14 protein-coding genes are annotated in these 18,385 nt (G+C 44.2%); 9 read left to right on the top strand and 5 right to left on the bottom strand.

Annotation, left to right across the window (positions count from 1 at the left end; all coding sequences use genetic code 11):
- Positions 1–106: 106 nt before the first annotated feature.
- Positions 107–1,279, top strand: a complete 1,173-nt coding sequence (locus tag QQL36_RS30860) for an AGE family epimerase/isomerase (RefSeq protein WP_321567905.1) — start codon at positions 107–109, stop codon at positions 1,277–1,279.
- 75 nt (positions 1,280–1,354) lie between these two features.
- Here the strand turns inward: QQL36_RS30860 and QQL36_RS30855 are convergent, their stop codons facing one another.
- The 3 genes from QQL36_RS30855 to msrA form a co-directional block, all read right to left on the bottom strand.
- Complete coding sequence (locus tag QQL36_RS30855; protein ID WP_179091256.1) at positions 1,355–2,407, bottom strand: SGNH/GDSL hydrolase family protein; 1,053 nt, start codon at positions 2,405–2,407, stop codon at positions 1,355–1,357.
- A 29-nt stretch (positions 2,408–2,436) separates the two neighbouring features.
- Positions 2,437–3,117, bottom strand: a complete 681-nt coding sequence (locus QQL36_RS30850; RefSeq protein ID WP_321567904.1) for a hypothetical protein — start codon at positions 3,115–3,117, stop codon at positions 2,437–2,439.
- A 140-nt stretch (positions 3,118–3,257) separates the two neighbouring features.
- Positions 3,258–3,914 carry a peptide-methionine (S)-S-oxide reductase MsrA gene (gene msrA, locus QQL36_RS30845; RefSeq protein WP_083727166.1) on the bottom strand — a complete coding sequence of 219 codons (657 nt, stop codon included), beginning with the start codon at positions 3,912–3,914 and terminating at the stop codon, positions 3,258–3,260.
- A gap of 185 nt (positions 3,915–4,099) precedes the next feature.
- Between msrA and QQL36_RS30840 the strand changes: the two genes are divergently transcribed.
- The 7 genes from QQL36_RS30840 (at position 4,100) to QQL36_RS30810 (ending at position 15,183) form a co-directional block, all read left to right on the top strand.
- On the top strand, positions 4,100–6,223 hold the full coding sequence (locus QQL36_RS30840; RefSeq protein ID WP_321567903.1) for an endonuclease MutS2: 2,124 nt from the start codon (positions 4,100–4,102) through the stop codon (positions 6,221–6,223).
- 162 nt (positions 6,224–6,385) lie between these two features.
- On the top strand, positions 6,386–6,820 hold the full coding sequence (locus tag QQL36_RS30835; protein ID WP_321567902.1) for a MarR family transcriptional regulator: 435 nt from the start codon (positions 6,386–6,388) through the stop codon (positions 6,818–6,820).
- Positions 6,821–7,078: 258 nt separating this feature from the next.
- Complete coding sequence (locus QQL36_RS30830) at positions 7,079–7,960, top strand: helix-turn-helix domain-containing protein (RefSeq protein WP_083727106.1); 882 nt, start codon at positions 7,079–7,081, stop codon at positions 7,958–7,960.
- Between the two features lie 404 nt (positions 7,961–8,364).
- Entirely contained in the window at positions 8,365–9,561 is a 1,197-nt protein-coding gene (locus tag QQL36_RS30825) for an efflux RND transporter periplasmic adaptor subunit (RefSeq protein ID WP_083727104.1), read from the top strand.
- A gap of 186 nt (positions 9,562–9,747) precedes the next feature.
- Positions 9,748–12,915, top strand: a complete 3,168-nt coding sequence (locus tag QQL36_RS30820) for an efflux RND transporter permease subunit (RefSeq protein WP_083727102.1) — start codon at positions 9,748–9,750, stop codon at positions 12,913–12,915.
- Positions 12,916–12,935: 20 nt separating this feature from the next.
- Entirely contained in the window at positions 12,936–14,417 is a 1,482-nt protein-coding gene (locus QQL36_RS30815; RefSeq protein WP_321567901.1) for an efflux transporter outer membrane subunit, read from the top strand.
- A gap of 307 nt (positions 14,418–14,724) precedes the next feature.
- Positions 14,725–15,183 (top strand): RICIN domain-containing protein, encoded by a 459-nt coding sequence (locus QQL36_RS30810; protein ID WP_321567900.1) that lies wholly within the window; start codon positions 14,725–14,727, stop codon positions 15,181–15,183.
- A gap of 190 nt (positions 15,184–15,373) precedes the next feature.
- On the opposite strand, the gene QQL36_RS30805 is transcribed toward QQL36_RS30810, so the two are convergent.
- A complete protein-coding gene (locus QQL36_RS30805; RefSeq protein ID WP_083727096.1) occupies positions 15,374–15,835 on the bottom strand; it encodes a GNAT family N-acetyltransferase in 462 nt (153 codons plus the stop codon).
- A 287-nt stretch (positions 15,836–16,122) separates the two neighbouring features.
- Here QQL36_RS30805 and QQL36_RS30800 point away from each other — a divergent pair, with 287 nt between their 5' ends.
- A complete protein-coding gene (locus QQL36_RS30800; RefSeq protein WP_321567899.1) occupies positions 16,123–17,184 on the top strand; it encodes an alpha/beta hydrolase in 1,062 nt (353 codons plus the stop codon).
- Positions 17,185–17,279: 95 nt separating this feature from the next.
- Here the strand turns inward: QQL36_RS30800 and QQL36_RS30795 are convergent, their stop codons facing one another.
- A complete protein-coding gene (locus QQL36_RS30795; RefSeq protein ID WP_321567898.1) occupies positions 17,280–18,179 on the bottom strand; it encodes a helix-turn-helix domain-containing protein in 900 nt (299 codons plus the stop codon).
- Between the last annotated feature and the right edge of the window lie 206 nt (positions 18,180–18,385).

Below are 18,385 nucleotides of genomic sequence, written 5' to 3'. Positions count from 1 at the left end.
GGCATCGCGCTATGCCTTTAAGGTCAATATTTAGATAAAAAAGTATTATTCCTGCATCCGGAATAACCCTAGCTTTGAAGAAACAGCACCACGTTTTCGAAAGACTATGGACAAGCGACTAGCGGCTTACAGGCAGGAGGTAACAACAGCGTTATACGATATCCTGCACTACTGGCAACAATTTACAGTTGATATACAAGATGGGGGATTTTATGGGGCATTAAACAACGACAATGTCGTGTTGGAGGGAAGTCCCAAAGGTGGGGTGCTGAATAGCCGCATATTGTGGACCTTTGCCGCCGCATATAAATTCGATCCACAACCACAATTTTTAGCGCTGGCCGATAGAGCGTTCCAGTACTTACGTACTCACTTCAATGATCCTGCATACGGTGGCATATATTGGTCGGTAACCGCCACCGGCGAACCACTGGAAACACGGAAACAGGTATATGGACAAGCTTTTCTGATCTATGCCTTAAGTGAGTACCATGCCATTCAACCTTCAAAAGAAGTATTAGATTGGGCCATTGATGTATATCGATTGCTGGAAGCGCATAGTTATGATCCTGTAGACGGGGGGTACTACGAAGCATTTTCCAGGGAATGGGGGCCTATATCAGACTTGCGCCTGAGTGCAAAAGATGACAATGCCGCCAAGACCATGAATACGCATCTACATGTATTGGAGGCTTATACTAACCTGTATCGTATCTGGCCGGATGCGGAATTGAATAAAAAAATAAAACAACTCATTGAACTCTTTTTAAATAAGATCATTCATCCTGTCACCCACCAGCAGATCCTGTTCTTCAATACAGCCTGGGAGCCGGAATCAGCCGTCGTTTCTTATGGTCATGACATAGAAACATCCTGGCTGTTGTACGATGCCGCAGAGGTCCTGGCAGATGAGTCCCTTTTAAACAAAGTGAAAGAAAACGCCATCCTGATGGCGAAAGCTACCATTGCCGGTGTAGAAGAGAACGGAGGTTTGCAATACGAAGATGACAACAAAGAAAAACACTGGTGGGTACAGGCAGAAGCAATGGTGGGATTTTTCAACGCCTGGCAACTAAGTGGGGAGGAAAAATATTTACACTATTCTTTAGATACCTGGGCATTTGTAAAAAAATACATCATTGACCCGGAAAAAGGGGAGTGGTACTGGGGGGTTACAGAAACATTGACAATCATGCCCGGACAAGATAAAGCCGGGTTCTGGAAATGTCCTTATCACAATAGCAGGGCGTGCCTGGAACTCATTCACCGAATTGTTTAACACGTACATGAACATAAAGGCTGGCTAATCAGTGGCCGTTGCACAACTGCCACTGATTAGCCGGCCTTTTCTATTTTAATTCCATCCTTTCAATTTACTGATATAAGCCGTCAGTTCTTTGGCAATCAGCTGATGCTCTTCCAGTGTAGGATGATCTCCGCATCCGCCATGATATCTTTTCGAAAAGAAATAATAAGATACATTCTTATCGCCACTTGCCACCACGATCGTCTTAATATAAGACTTCAATACAGCACTCAGGTCTGCATCTGCCATTGGACTGCTCAACAAAACAATACTGGCATTTGGATAATACCCTCTCAATGTACGAATGAACCGCAGGTAGGCATTACAAAAAGTAGTAGAATCCTGCTTACCATCATTCTGCCCAAGACAAACCGTCACTACATGTGGCTGATATTTATTAAAATCCCATTGCAGGCTATTATCCCGCATGTTGATCTTGTCAAACACCTGAGGCATAGTGATCTTCATATCACAGCAGCTATGGATCAATCCAATGCCGGACACGGAAGACAGCATCCAATGTGCATCCAGCGCACGGGCGGTCAAGGGGCCATAACTCATGAAGGCATTGTGCTGATCATACCATTGTCCCTGTCCACAGGGAAAGGTAGATTGATCACTTCCCGTACCACAGGTAATTGAATTCCCTATAAATTCAAGTCTTCTCGATGGAGTAGCCGTAATAGGCATGAGCTTATTACACTGGAATCCGATAAACTCCAGGTAGCCGATACCTGCTTCTGTATTTTTACAGATAGTGATGATGTGCTCTCCGTCACGCAGATTGGAAGCGGCTTTGATCACATTGTGCTTCGCAGTGGTCTGCACCCTTTGAGGAGGTTGGTTGTCAATCTGAATAGCCAGGTAATTGTGTTGGTTATACAGTTCTTCATCATCCATCACGATATTGCAGTAAGTGCCTTTAAATTTCGCGCGGATATATACCCCTGGCTGCCAGAAGCGATATGTCACAAAATTGCTCTTAAAAATACGGCCGGTGTATTGGATATAAGGATGATTGGCCCTGTAGTCGACCAGGTCCTGTGCAAAGGTCTGCAGGCTGCATAGTATGAGCAGCGAAAATAAAATACGTTGTATCATAGCAGGGAAATAAATCTCTGCGAAAAATACTAAAATAACTTAGAATATAAACTGCCGATCGTCACCCAGATAGATGTGCGTGAAGTCGGAATTTGTATGCTCAGGTCAGGGATTTCCGCCTGTAATTCATTGTAGAGCATTTCTGCCCGCAGGTGAGAAGGCGAATCGCATTGCAGTTCGAGGATATTAGAGAGCATTATTATCGCCATCTTGTGATGTTTCTTCGCGAGTATACGGGCGGTTTTTATCACCTCCTTACAATATTCTGAGCGGAAGGAATGAAATTCATCCGGCAGTAAATTGAGGAGACAGATGTACGTGATGTCAGCCGTTTCTTCCAGCGCCACAGCATCTACGGCCTGCGCCAGTTGCAGCTGATGTCTGAGTGACAATAAGAATCGCTCTTTTTCATTCAGGAATTGCAGGATTGCGGTGTAGCTCTTTTCCTCATGACTATCATCGAGCAGATGTGGATTCGCCATCAGATCGCGCATCAATTCAGTATCTTTCATTTGCAGGCAACTAATGACTGCTGCGGTAAAGACAGGTTCAAAATGAGGAGCGATGATTTGTAGTAATGCAGGTTCATTGTATCTGGGATCGTTCAGGAACCGACCTCCTTTGGGAATAGTACCTGTTTCCAGAAACGAAATTAAAACAGCATCCCGGCGGATCAGGGTAATTAGGGATTGAGTAGTAACGTGATTCATAGCATAGGTTGGGATTGTACTACAGCAATATAATAAATTTTTTAATATATAATATTTAAATTTTAAGTTCCCGGTTTTTAACTGGTATCAGCCTATAACAAAAACGCTTTGCCCTTAGGACAAAGCGTTTTTGTTATAAATTAGTTTGCGTCAGCTTTGAGTTTATCCTTAAACACTTTCTTAAACTTCTCCAATTTGGGGGCTATCACAAAGTGACAATAAGGTTGTTCTCCATTTTGCTTATAATAATCCTGGTGATAATCTTCTGCCTTATAAAACTTCGTAAAAGGCGCAATCTCCGTTACCACCGGCTTATCATAGGCTCCGGACTTATCCAGTTTGTCCTTATATAATTCCGCCAGTTTATGCTGTTCTTCATTATGATAGAAGATCACAGATCTATACTGGGTACCCACATCATTCCCCTGCCTGTTCAGCTGGGTGGGGTCATGGGCGGTCCAGAAAGCCTTTAGTAATTCCTCATAGGAGATCTTAGCAGGGTCATAAGTCACCTGGATCACTTCCGCATGCCCCGTTGTGCCGGTGCACACTTCCTCATAAGAAGGATTTTTTACCGTACCTCCGGAAAAACCTGATTCTACCTTTATCACCCCATCCAGGTATTGAAACTGGGCTTCGGTACACCAGAAACACCCTCCGCCAAAGGTCGCGGTCTCTGTTTTCAGGTCTTTAGGAACTTTTATATCACCTGGAACTTTGTCGTTCGATGATTTGCTTTGCGCACAGGCTACAAAGGTAAGTGCGAGCAAAAAGCTTAATAATGAGTATCTTCGCATGATTTTTTTCGTTTGGAGTAGTTTTGTATGCGTAACCACTTCCACCCCAGACAAGTTAAATTACGATAAGTTTGATGTAACGGATCGCCCAATTAATTAACTTTAACATTCTTTTGAAGGGCCAAAAGCCAATTTTAACCGCCTGTGTAATTGTAACCGCAGGCTTTGTATGGAATTAATTTAAGATGAAGTATTTTCCCGATTCAGCCTTAGTACAGCTGGAATTCGACAAAGTTCAGGCTTTGTTGGAGGAACATTGTAAAACGGAGCTGGGTAAAGAAATGGCGCAGGAACTGCGTTTACATACCCACATTGACTACGTCAAAACAGCATTACAGCAGGCGCACGAATATAAGCAGCTCACGCTGCTGCAGGAACATTTTCCCAACGATTATGTACTGAACCTGAAAAGTGAATTGCGCTTGCTGGGCATCCAGGGAGCCGTATTGAGCGGAGAGCAGGTAATGCAATTGCGCAAGCTGGCCGAAAGCATGGGCAGCATTGTACGTTTTTTTGATCACGACAGGCGCGTCACTTATGCGGGTCTGTTCGAAGTGATCACTCATACCCACTACGAAAAGAAGATCATCCTGATCATCGACGAGATATTGGATGAGGCAGGACTGATAAGGGATAACGCCACTCCGGAGTTATCCAGGATCCGTATGTCCCTGTTTCGCAAGCGGAATGAACTGCGCCGGGTATTTGACCGTAGTTTGTCCAAACTCAGCAAACTGGGCTACCTCGCCGATACTGGCGAAGCTTTTCTGAATGGCAGAAGGGTAGTGGCCATTTATGCCGAAAACAAACGTATGGTAAAAGGAATTCTCCATGGAGAATCTGATACCCGTCGTACCGCATTCGTGGAGCCGGAAGAAACCATTGAGCTGAATAATGATGTAGCCGCCCTGGAAAGAGATGAGAGCCGTGAGGTGTACAAGATATTGCGTACCCTGACAGCAGACCTGAGCAAGCATTCATTGCTGCTGAACAACTACCACATTATTCTCGGTACTTACGACTTTATCCGTGCCAAAGCTAAGCTGGCACTTGATATGGATGGTAATTACCCAATGCTCACACCCACAGCACAACTGCATTTGGTAGATGCATATCACCCACTGTTACTTTTGTACAACCGTCGTAATACCAAGCCGACCATTCCCATCAACCTCACGCTGGAGCAGAACAATCATATCCTCGTGATCAGTGGACCGAATGCCGGTGGTAAGACGGTGACTATGAAAACAGTCGGTTTGATCCAGCTCATGCTGCAGGCAGGACTGCTGGTACCGGTACATCCCAGTTCCCAGATCGGTATTTTCAGGCAACTGATGATCCATATTGGTGATACACAATCCCTCGAATTTGAATTGAGTACTTACAGTTCGCACCTGAAAAATATGAAGTATTTTATGGAAAATGCGAATGGTAAGACCCTCTTTTTCATCGATGAGCTGGGAAGCGGTTCCGATCCGAACCTTGGTGGTGCTTTTGCGGAGGTGATCATGGAGGAGCTGGCTAAGAAACACGCATTTGGTATTGTGACCACCCACTACCTGAACCTGAAGGTAATGGCCAACAAGGTAAAGGGTATCATTAACGGGGCGATGGGCTTTGACGAGGAGAACCTGTCACCGATGTACAAACTGATAGTAGGTAAACCGGGTAGCTCCTATACATTCTCTATTGCACAGCGGATAGGTCTGCATCCTTCCCTGATCAACAGGGCCAGAAACCTGGTAGATGAAGGCCATTTTCAGCTGGATAAGCTCCTGAACAAAGCAGAACAGGATCTGCAAAAGATAGAGGCAAAAGAGAAGGAATTACAGCAGTTGCTGCGTGAAAACGAAAAGTTGAAACGTGAGTACGAGGTACTTTCTGACAAGGAACGAAAGAACCAGCAGTTCGGCATGATGAAGTTGCAGAACAAGATCAAGGAAGACGAACTGGCCTACCTGAAAGATATGGAGCGCAAGATGAAGCAGATCGTGATTGAATGGAAGCGTACCGACGACAAACAAAAAGTTTTGAAGCAGGCCGAAGCACTCCTGTTCAGAAAACGTGAAAAAGCTATCAATGACAAGCTGGAGAAGAAGGTACAGGACAAATTCCAGGAAGTAGTGGGTAGCAACCTCGAGATTGGCAACCTTGTAAAAATTAAAACAAACGGCCAGGTGGGCAAACTGATCGAAATACGTGATAAGCGAGGCATCGTGAAATTGGGTAATATCCCGATGAACGTATTGTTGGCTGATCTGATATTAGTGAAAGAACGTCCTAAAGAAAAGGAGCCGGCCACTAAATAATAGATTTTTGCAGGTTTCCTGCATTTCTGTGTTTCTGCAGTCTTTCTAATGCGACGGCATCAGAAAGACAGCTTTCGTTCGAAAAGGAACGCTTTTACCTGTGGTAAAAGCGTTTTTTTTAATTTTTATTTTATTTAGCCGGCTAATTATTATATTTGCTTCATGAACAAACCGCTTATGTGCAGTACCATTGGTCACCTATTGGTACAAATCGGCAAAGCGCACAGAAACAAAGGAAATCAAATGCTCGCGGCATACAACCTGCACGCCGGTCAGGAGATCTTCCTGCAACAAGTACTATGTCACAACGGCATCATGCTCAGTGACCTGACGACTAACATGGAAGTCACACCCGTAACTGTCACCCGCATGGCTGACCGTCTCGAAAAAAACGGCTTCCTTGTCAAAGAAAAATGCTGTACCGATCAGCGCGCCGTCCGCGTCTCCCTTACTGAAAAAGGTAAAGAAGCCGCTATGCATATCACAGAACAAACCTGGAACCAATTGGAGCAGCAAATGGTGGAAGGGCTAAGTACAGAAGAAAGGATAATCTTAAAACGTCTGCTCATGCAGGTACTGGAAAATCTGAAGAAATAATATTTTTTACTTATTTAATTAGCCGGCTAATAATAATTGAAGATAATAAGTATATTTATCATGTAAAAATAGTTCGATGAAAAATGAAATGTAAATTATATTTTTGTCGCACTATGTAATAGATATAATCTGCTAATCATCTACTGATTACAATCCTGCCGACTAATTAATCCATGCCGATTCTGTAGCTAGAATGGCACTGCCTCTGAACTTTTACGACTGAGCCCTCTTCTTTTTAACGACTAAACTGTATGTGATATGAAGACTAATGTAGTCATACCAGTTTACAATGTTGACGACTGTGTTGATATACAAAATCCTTTAAAAGGCTTTTTAATCAACCGCACTACCTACCTGGTACAACCAGAAGATCTGAAAGAACCGCATCGCCGTAAGCATTTCAGTATCACACTTGTGCTATCAGGCGAAACAACTCAATATATCGACTTCGAAAAATATACTGTCACAGGTCCTGCTGTAGTGATGTTATATCCTGACCAGGTACATCAACATACAGGCGATAGTTTATGCGAGGTCGTTAATATTATCTTTTCACAGGAATTTCTAGTGAATGAAACAGGCTTAGGTAGTCCTATCTGCTGGGGTTGCGTATGCGGCACGCCTGTAATTGAACTCACGGATGCACAACTGAAAGATCTCATGGGATTCGCGCGTCTCATGCTGAGAGAAATGGAAACCAGGCAACCATTGCGGGAACTGATTATCCGCAACATGCTACATTCTCTCATTGCTGCTATCTCCCGTTTACCACAACGGGACATTGCCGCTATGCAATCAGATACGCTGCCTAACCGCATCGTACGTCAGTTCGATGAATTGTCTGATGTGCATTACAAAGACAAAACGCAGGTAGCGCACTATGCAGATATGATGTATGTAACACCTGGTCATCTCAACGATACGATCAAGGCTGTGTTGGGAAAAACCGCAAAACAGATTATCGATGAAAAACGGGTGATGGAAGCCAAGCGACTCTTGTTTTATGGCGAACATACCATCAAGGAAATCGCGTGGGAGCTTAAGTTTGAAGACGATGGGTACTTCAATCGGTTCTTTAAAAAGCATACTGGATACACACCAGCAACGTTCCAGAAGAGTATCCGGGAAAAGTACAATTAATACCGTAATTAGTTAAATGAACTTCCTTGCTGATCATTGTACTTTTGTAAGGTTATAATAATCATAACATGATGATGTTGAAATAATGTCGTCCTAAAAAAACCACTAGCACATGAAGTATCTAAATTTCTCCTGCTAACCTGTTCATAAGTTTCTCTTAGCAGTAACCAATCAAAAAACTTTGTCATCTGGCTTCCCGGTTCAGGCGGGTGGGGTGGCTTTTCTATCTCCAATAACTGTCGTTATTTATTAACCGGTGACCACCGTGTGTGGGAGGGGTATGCATTACATCTCTGACAATGGTGGAATGGCTAACTATGGCCATGGGGAGGCTTTTGCCTAAAATTTCCGCCATTGGCGGCGTGGCTATCTATTGCCATACTTTTCTTAAAATGAACAATTGTATGAATCACTTATTCTTTTTACAACAAGCGCACAAAAAACACGGACCAGCGAGTCTTCTTTATAGTATCATTATTGTCGCGTTCCTTTCATCATGCGCCTCCTCTTCTGCAAAAACAGAAAATGCAGGAGGAGCACCAGCAGCAGTACTTCCTGTGCTGAAAGTAACTTCCGTTCCAGCTACTACCTATCGTGAATACAACGCGACATTAGAAGGAAAGGTAAACGTTGAAATCCGCCCACAGGTAGATGGATACCTCGACAAGATCTTTGTAGATGAAGGTGCTTACGTAAAAGCAGGCCAACCTTTATTCCGCATCAATGACCGTCCTTACCAGGAACAACTGAGTAATGCATCTGCACTCTTACTCGCTGCACAGGCCAATGAAGAAAAGGCACTGGTAGAGGTAAACCGTCTTACGCCACTCGTACAAAACAACGTGGTATCTGACGTACAACTGAAAACTGCCAATGCTGCCTATGCGGCTGCGAAAGCCAACGTATCACAGGCACGTGCCAATGTAAGCAATGCACGTATCAGTGTAGGATACACCCTGATCACTGCACCTGTTAGTGGTTACATCGGTCGTATTCCATTCAAAAGCGGTAGCCTGGTAGGCCGTGGAGAAACACAGCCACTTACCTTATTATCGGATATAAATGAGGTGTATGCTTACTTTTCCATGAGTGAGATCGACTTTCTCCAATTTAAAAATAAAATAGCTGGTAATACCGTCGCTGATAAAGTGAAAAAATTGCCGGCTGTAGACCTGGTACTTCCAGACAATACCATCTACACCGAAAAAGGGCATGTAGAAACAATGGAAGGTCAGTTCGACAAAACAATGGGTTCTGTAAGTTTCCGGGCTATTTTCCCGAATGGTGCAGGGCTGCTTCGTTCCGGTAATACAGGTAAAGTCCGTATTCCTGAACAACTCTCTGCAGCACTGTTGGTGCCACAGGAAGCGACATTTGAGGTGCAGGACAAAGTATTTGTATTCACAGTAGGAGATAGCAATAAAGTGGCGAGCAAGCCAATTATAATCTCTGGTAAATCTGGCGCGTACTACTTCGTAGAGAAAGGACTGCAGGCAGGTGAGACTATTGTATATGCAGGATTGGGAAGACTACAGGATGGTGCTGTGATTGCTCCACAGCCAATATCTATGGATAGCCTGCTGAAGGTAAAGCCATTGTAAAATGGGGCGGCTGTCTGAAGGTGATTCCATCATAAATGGATTGCCTGTCTAAAGGTGAAAAATATGTAAATGGATGACGTGTCGAAAGCAGTTCCATTATCATGAATTACCTGTAGATGGCCAAACCAGTTAAATGGATTGCCAGCTAAAGGCAAGTCCATTTGTAAAAAATTCAACTAAAGATTTATGTTAAGAAGATTTATAGAAAGGCCGGTACTGGCTACGGTGGTCTCCATCCTGCTGGTACTGTTGGGGATCTTATCGCTATTCACATTGCCGGTTACTCAGTTTCCGGACATTGCCCCTCCCTGCGTGGCCGTTACAGCATCCTACCCCGGCGCTAACGCCGAAGTGGTAGCCCGTTCCGTAGCCACCCCTATAGAAGAGGCGGTAAACGGTGTAGAGAACATGACCTACATGACCTCTACTTCCAACAACGACGGTTCCATGACCCTGAGTGTGTACTTCAAACTGGGTACCAATCCTGATCTGGCAGCAGTAAACGTGCAAAACCGCGTATCCAAAGCCACCAGCCTCTTACCATCCGAAGTAGTGAGCGCAGGTATCACCACAGAGAAGAAACAGAACAGTATGATTATGGTGGTGAACCTGATGAGTAATACTTCAGAATACGATGAAAAGTTTTTGCAGAACTATGCAAAGATCAACATCATCCCTGAATTACAGCGTATCACAGGCGTAGGTCAGGCCATGGTATTTGGTTCCAAAGATTACTCTATGCGTATCTGGCTGCACCCTGATCGTCTCGCAGCCAATCACCTGTCACCACAGGATGTACTGAGTTCCATCCAGGAGCAGAATGTAGAAGCCGCACCCGGTCGTTTCGGTGAAAGCAGTGACAGGGCATTTGAATATGTATTAAAATATAAAGGAAAACTGAATCAGCACGAAGACTATGAAAACATGGTGCTGAAGGCAAATGCAGATGGCTCCTTACTGCGTTTGAAAGACGTGGCAAGAGTGGAGTTCGGTTCCTTTACATATAGCAGTGACACCAAGGTGAATGGGAAATACGGTATTGGTATAGCTATCTATCAGACAGCGGGTTCAAACGCAAATGATATCCAGGTAGCTGCCAATGCCCTGATGAAGAAAGCATCCCTGCAATTCCCTAAAGGCGTAGAATATTTCAATATCTATAGCACCAAGGAATATCTGGATGAATCTATTGACCAGGTGAAACATACCCTGCTGGAAGCATTTATACTGGTATTTATCGTTGTATTTATATTCTTACAGGATTTCCGTTCTACACTGATTCCTGCTATCGCAGTACCAGTAGCGATCATAGGTACATTCTTCTTCATGCAGCTGTTTGGTTTTACCATCAACCTGCTTACCCTCTTTGCACTGGTGCTGGCTATTGGTATCGTAGTGGATGACGCTATCGTCGTCGTCGAGGCGGTGCACGCCAAGATGGAGAAGATCAATATGTCTCCAAGAAATGCGACCATTACCAGTATGCAGGAAATATCCGGTGCGATCATCTCCATCACCCTCGTCATGGCAGCGGTATTCGTACCTGTTGGTTTCATGCAGGGCCCTGCGGGTGTATTCTACCGTCAGTTCGCCTTCACACTGGCTATCGCGATCCTGATCTCTGCATTGAATGCATTGACCCTGAGTCCTGCTCTCTGTGCCCTGTTGTTGAAGAACATACACCATGGAGATGACCATCAACCAAAGCATGTAACAATGGGCTTCGGTAGTCGTTTCTTCAAAGCATTCAATACAGGTTTTAATGCGGTAACAAATAAATATATCAATAGTCTCCGTTTCCTCGTAAGACGTAAATGGATTGCAATAGGTGGTCTGGCACTGATCACTGCAGTAACGGTATTCTTAGTAAAACGTACCCCTACCGGGTTTATTCCTACAGAGGACAATGGTTTCGTAGTATACTCTGTGAGCATGCCTCCAGGTGCTTCATTGCAACGTACCCGGGAAGTTGTGGGCAAGGTGGAAAAAATCATGCACGACTTCGAGTCTGTCAATTCTTATCTGAGCGTTTCCGGTTTTAACATCATCACCAACTCCAGCAGTTCTTCATCTGGTGTAGGGTTTGTAAAACTCAAACCATTCGAACAGCGTGGGAAGGTGAAAGACCTGAAAACCGTGATGGGTATGATGCAAGGCGCACTGGCAGGTATTCCTGAAGCAAATATCTTCATGTTCAACATGCCTACCGTACCTGGTTTCAGTAACGTAGATGGTTTCGAAGTGATATTGCAGGACCGTAACGGTGGCCCAATGGATAAACTGGCAAATACCACTTACGGTTTTATCGGAGAATTGATGAAGCGCAAAGAAATTGCATTTGCCTTTACCACCTTTAATGCCGGTAACCCTCAGTACAGTGTGCAGATCGACGACAGCAAAGCGAAACAGCTGGGAGTGAAAGTATCAGAGATCCTGCAAACATTGCAGGTGTTTTATGGTAGCACCTTTGCATCTGACTTTAACCGTTTTGGTAAATACTACCGTGTTATCGTACAGGCGGATGTACCTGCACGTGCAGAACCTTCTTCACTGGATGAAGTGTTTGTAAAGAATGAATCAGGTGAAATGGTACCGATCAATGCCGTGGTAAAACTGGAAAGAGTATATGGCCCTGAAACCGTTACCCGCAATAACCTCTTTAATGCGGTGAGCATCAATGGTCAGCCAAAACCGGGTTATAGTTCTGGTGATGCGATCAGGGCAGTAGAAGAAGTGGCGGCTAGTTACCTGCCAAGAGGTTATTCTTACGAGTGGGTAGGTATGACAAAAGAAGAAATTGCAGCTGGTGGTCAGGCAGGTATTATCTTCCTGTTGTGTCTGATCTTTGTATACTTCCTGCTGTCAGCACAGTATGAAAGTTACATTCTGCCATTCTCAGTGATCCTCTCTATTCCACTGGGTATCTTTGGTGTATTTGCCTTCATCAATCTGTTTGGTATAGACAACAATATATATGTGCAGGTAGGTCTGATCATGCTGATAGGTTTGCTGGCTAAAAACGCCATTCTGATCGTAGAATATGCCGTACAACGGCGCAAGGGTGGAATGGGGCTGCTGGCCTCCGCATTGGAAGCGGCCAGGTTACGTTTGCGTCCGATCCTCATGACATCGTTTGCATTCATTGCAGGTCTGACACCACTCATGAGAGCGACAGGTTCATCTGCACAGGGTAACCGTTCAATCAGTTTCGGTGCAGCAGGAGGGATGTTGACAGGCGTATTGCTGGGCATCTTTGTGATACCGGTGTTGTTCATCATCTTCCAGTATATACAGGAGCGCATCAGCGGTAAACCTGCAAGACAGGAAGACATGCAGACAGCAGCAGAGTATTAAAAAAATTAAAGAAAAAAGTGATGACTAAAAAATATATCAGTGTCCTAACCGTCTTCATTGCTATAATTATACTGGCAGCTTGCCGGGTGGGCCGTGACTACAAACAGCCTGCCCTGGTACTGCCGGAGCGGTTTGGCGACAATGCTTCTTCAGGTACGAGTGCTGCTGGCGATAAGGCTGCTTCAGGTACCAGCACTGCTGGCGGTGGTAAAGCTCCTTCAGATACCAGTATAGCGGAGATACCATGGAAGAACTTCTTTGCCGATACGACACTACAAAGGCTGATCGCCGCAGGCCTGAGTGGCAACTACGACCTGCAGCTGGCTGTAAAACGAATCGAAGAATCATCTGCCTACTTAAAGGAGGCAAAGTCAGCCTGGTTGCCAACTGCCACGCTGAATGTATCCGCGAATACCACCAATCCGTCTGATAACAGTTTGAATGGACTTAGCCTTAGTTCATTCCTGGGTACCGATCATATCGAAGACTATTCATTGAATGCAGCAGTATCCTGGGAGATAGATGTGTGGGGCAAGATCAGAAGACAAAAAGAAGCAGCACTGGCCAGTTATCTGGAAACCTACGAAGGAGCACATGCTGTGCAAACCACCCTCGTATCAGATATCGCCAATGCATATTATAACATGCTTATGCTGGATGCACAGTTAAAGGTAGCTAAAAACAGCCTGTCGCTTAGCGATACCATTGTGCAGATGATCCGCCTGCAAAAAACAGCGGGCGAAGTAACAGAACTAGGTGTACAGCAGGCCATTTCCCAACAGCAAACAGCCGCCCTGCTCATACCTCAGCTTGAACAGGCACTGGCTATCCAGGAAAATTCCCTGCGTATCCTCACAGGTGAATTACCAGGTACCATCGTACGTAGTCAGCAACTGAGTACTAACCTGATGCGCGAATCATTGCCGGTAGGTATTCCTGCCAATCTGATCAGCAAGCGTCCGGATGTGAGAGCAGGAGAGATGGCGCTGGTAGCTGCCAATGCAAAAGTAGGTGTGGCGCAGGGGAGTATGTATCCCACTCTGACCCTCACTGCCACCGGCGGATTGAATGCTTTCAAAGCGAGTGACTGGTTCACCGTGCCGGCTTCCCTGTTTGGAGTAGCTGCTGCAGGTATCACTCAGCCATTGTTTCAGCACAGACAATTGAAAACACAATTGGAAGTAGCAAAGATTCAGCGTGAAGAAGCTGTGATCCGTTTTCGCCAACTGGCATTGGATGCAGTAGGAGAGGTGAGCAATTCACTCGTGAAACTGGATAAGTTGAAATCGCAGCAAACCATCGCTTCCCAACAGGTAGAAACTACGCAATTGGCTACCCGTCAAGCACAATTACTATTCCGCAGCGGTATGGCTAACTACCTGGAAGTGATCACTGCACAGGGAAAATATTTGCAGGCTGAGCTGACACAGGCAGATATTACCCGTCAGCAACTGAGTGCTGGTGTGGAATTGTACAGAAGCCTGGGGGGAGGATGGAATTAAGAAGCGAAGAAAGATTTAGATCTGATTGGATGGATTGGGAGTAGAAATGATCGGGTTGGGATAGGATCAGAATTAGATGGGATCGGCAGTAGAAATGATTCGAATTGGATAGGATCAGAATTAAAAAGGGTCGGAATTAGATTTGATCAAAAGTAGAAGGGATCAGAACCAGATCGAATCAGATTTATATAAAATCAAAAAAAATAACAGTTGTAATAGGTAGATAAGTTGTTGTTAACCCGCAGCGCCATATTCCCCGTATGGCGCTGCCTTTTTTATATATTTGATATAGAAAAATCCATCCAACATGAAAAGCTTATTTTCTACATTGGCGCTCATCATAGCCACTGTCACCACGTATGCTCAGACCATCCATGGCACATATGCCATTAAGAACGTAGCCTCCGGCATGGTACTCCGTATCAAAGATGCGAATACAGCCAATGGTACCCCCATTGTTCCATACTCTCCAGTCAACTGGAAATGTGTGACCTGGGATTTCAAAATTGTAGAAGGCCAGACCTACCAGCTAAAGAATCTTTTTTCTGGTAAAACATTACAACCAAAAGGAGCATCTCTGGAAGAGCAACCTATTGCGGACCAGCAGTATGAATTTCTGCCTGCTGAAAAGAATAGTTACCTGATTCGGGTGAAGGGAACGGAGTTATACATTACACAGGCGGAGGAGAACATTGTATTAGCTGCAAAGAAAAAAGATGTTCGTTCACAATCATGGACCTTGGTTGAACAGCATCCGACCATGTAGAGGAAGGTAAATTCTGAATAGATTGTTTGACACTGTCATTCAACATCCTCTCAAAAAATAGGCTGTTCCTCTATAGAAACAGCCGGATCATAACCAATGCCAACCTGGTAAATTGTAACACAAAGATGCTCATCCCATCACACACCTGCAATGGCATTTAAGCGGAATAACTTGTACGTATTATGGGTATTTACTCCTTGAGCAGCTTTATATAAAAAGCGTTATTATTCTTAGGAATACCAAGAGAGGAGAATAGTTTAAGTGCAAGTGTATTACTATAATGCGCTTCCAGCTCAATACCCGCAAATTGGGGATGCATACGTTCACTATCTATTAACAGATCGATGAATTGCTTCGCCGTCCCTAATCTGCGGTATTTCTTTTTGATATATAATTCATCTACCCCCACCATCAGCCCTCCATATTCCTGACTCCAAAACCGAAATATCACCGAGTACCCTGCCAGTCCACCATTACATTCAATCATCAATACTTCCCCCATATTACTATGCTGCTCATAGAACCGTAGCGTAGCCACAATCTTATTCTCCGTAAAGTCTTTGCGACTGCTAATTTCGGTGTATAGTTCCATCGACATTATGGTGAGTTCTTCAGCATCCATCAGCCGCGCTAATCTATATGAAGTATTCATTCTTAATATTTTTTAAAATAATGCTTTAACTAAATGCTGAAGCGGTTAAACAGTGACGTGGATACCTGATTTTTATGGAGACAATATGGGGTCAAAGCTAGGTGCAACCAACTCCATAACCAATTGCCGGATTATCGCAACTGTTGTACAAATTATCGAAAGCGCTGTACGTATAATAGTTATTTTCAACACAGTGAAATGTACAAGGGTAAACAGTATTTATCAATTGACTCCCGCCCAATACAGGCATAGATTTGCAGGAATTTTCACAATATAAATAACTACAAGTGAAACAAATCAAACGAGTGAACAAAGCCACTGCATTCCTGTTAATGACAGCTTTCACATTCAATGCAATGAACATGAGCGCACAAACCATTACACCGTTAGATCCGGACAAAGACCCCGCCATTGAAACCCGTGTAAAAGGTTTTCTACATGCCCTCAATACAAGTGGTGGTGCTCCAATCGAGACCCTCTCTCCAAAAGATGCACGCGCAGTACTGACAGGTGCACAGGAATCTGTAAAAGTTGATCTGTCTGGCATCGAAGTGTCTGAAAAGACAATCACTGAAGATGGTGAGTCTATTAAATTAAACATCGTTCGTCCTGCAGGTGTAAAAGGGCAGTTGCCTGTATTTATGTTTTTCCATGGTGGTGGATGGGTACTGGGCGATTTTCCAACACACCAGCGTCTGGTACGTGACCTGGTAGTAGGTTCCGGCGCTGTAGCGGTTTTCGTAAATTATACACCTTCTCCTGAAGCAAAATATCCTGTAGCAATTAACCAGGCATATGCTGCAACAAAATGGGTAGCTGCACATGGTAAAGAAATCAATGTAGACAGCAAAAAACTGGGTATAGCAGGTAATAGCGTAGGTGGTAACATGACCGCTGTAGTAGCGCTCATGGCCAAAGATAAGAAAGGTCCTGAAATCAGGTTCCAGCTGATGTTCTGGCCAGTGACAGATGCTAACTTCGAAACTGAATCTTATAATAAATATGCCACCGGCCGTTTCCTCACAAAGAGCATGATGGTATGGTTCTGGGATAACTACCTGCCTGATGCTGCAAAGCGTAAAGATATCTACGCATCTCCATTACAGGCTACCACCGAACAACTGAAAGGTTTACCACCAGCATTGGTAATGGTAGCAGGTAATGATGTACTGCATGATGAAGGCACTGCTTATGCACACAAACTGGATGCTGCAGGGGTAACCACTACACTTGTAGATTATAGCACTACCATCCACGATTGGGGGCTGTTGAATCCACTGGCGACAGTACCTAGTACACAAGATGCGATGTTACATGCTGGTGCATTCATCAAAGCATTCATAAAATAAGGGCTTTCATAAAATTATAAACATTAAAAGCCGGCTGCAGGCCACTACGCCCCAAAAAATCGCTTTTGCCGAAGGTAAAAGCGATTTTTTGGGGACTAATTTTCAGGGGGTGTAGAAGCAAATACCAGGCACTCCTTCTTAAAATCAGAAAAATTTGTCCCAGTCGAATTCTTAAAAAACTTACTAAAATGCGCAATATCAGAAAACCCCAGATTCCACGCCACCTCCTTCATACACACATCTGAATACGCTGCCTGCCGCTTGGCCTCCAATACAATCCTTTGCCTGATATGATGACTCGCCGGATATCCCGTAATCTTCTTCACAATCTCATTCAGATAATTTGGCGTGACTGACAACCCCCTCGCAAAATCCGCCACCTTTTTCTTACTCTTAAACATCGCCTCCACCATATTCTTGAACTTCTCCACCAATTCAATATTCCTCGTCTGAATCGTCGTCTGCAAAGTCCCTCTCAGCTGTCTTGTCAAATAAATCAAAAAGATCTTCAGATACCTCCGCATCAACTCCGTCCGCAATAAATACAAATTATCCGCCTCCCGCATCATCTTCAATGTAATCTCTTTCATTTCCACCGCTATCTCGCTATCAACGGTTATGCCTGCCGATCGCGAAAACGCCTGAAACAAACCCGAATGATACATCAGATCAAACTCATGCTCTCCCATATACAGGAAGTCTTCCGTGAACTGATAAATGTACCCCTCAGTATGTTCATTCCCAACCAGCTGATGGATTTGTCCGGAAGTAACACAGTATACACTATTGGCGGGCATCTCATACTTTTGCAAATCTACTATCAGCGTGCTGTGACCTTTTGTTACCCAGATGATCTCAATAAAGTTCTGACGGTGAGGAAGGGCGTTATGCGCTCTGACAGATTCATCATCCCACCGGAAGGGATGGATTTCAAAAGGAAGATCAGCTTCCTTCTGTTTAAATTCCACCAAAGGAAAATATTCAGGATATTTCATGATAGCTGTGTTTTGCCTGAAAGTGTCATATCCTGTGCCTAACTAAATATAATTGTAAATCAATTGTTTATGAATAGGTGCCGATTTTGAAATTAACGATATATCGTTATATTATTAAAATTGGTGCGAAATATCGTTATTTAGTCGATCGGGAAATGTTGTTTCCGGATCCCCGGTTTTCTCATTTTTGACTCCAGTGTAGTAGG

This window comes from Chitinophaga sp. LS1 (genome assembly GCF_034274695.1).
Lineage (GTDB): Bacteria > Bacteroidota > Bacteroidia > Chitinophagales > Chitinophagaceae > Chitinophaga.
The sequence above is the reverse complement of the archived record's forward strand: the minus strand, read 5'-3'. Positions and strand labels throughout refer to the sequence as shown.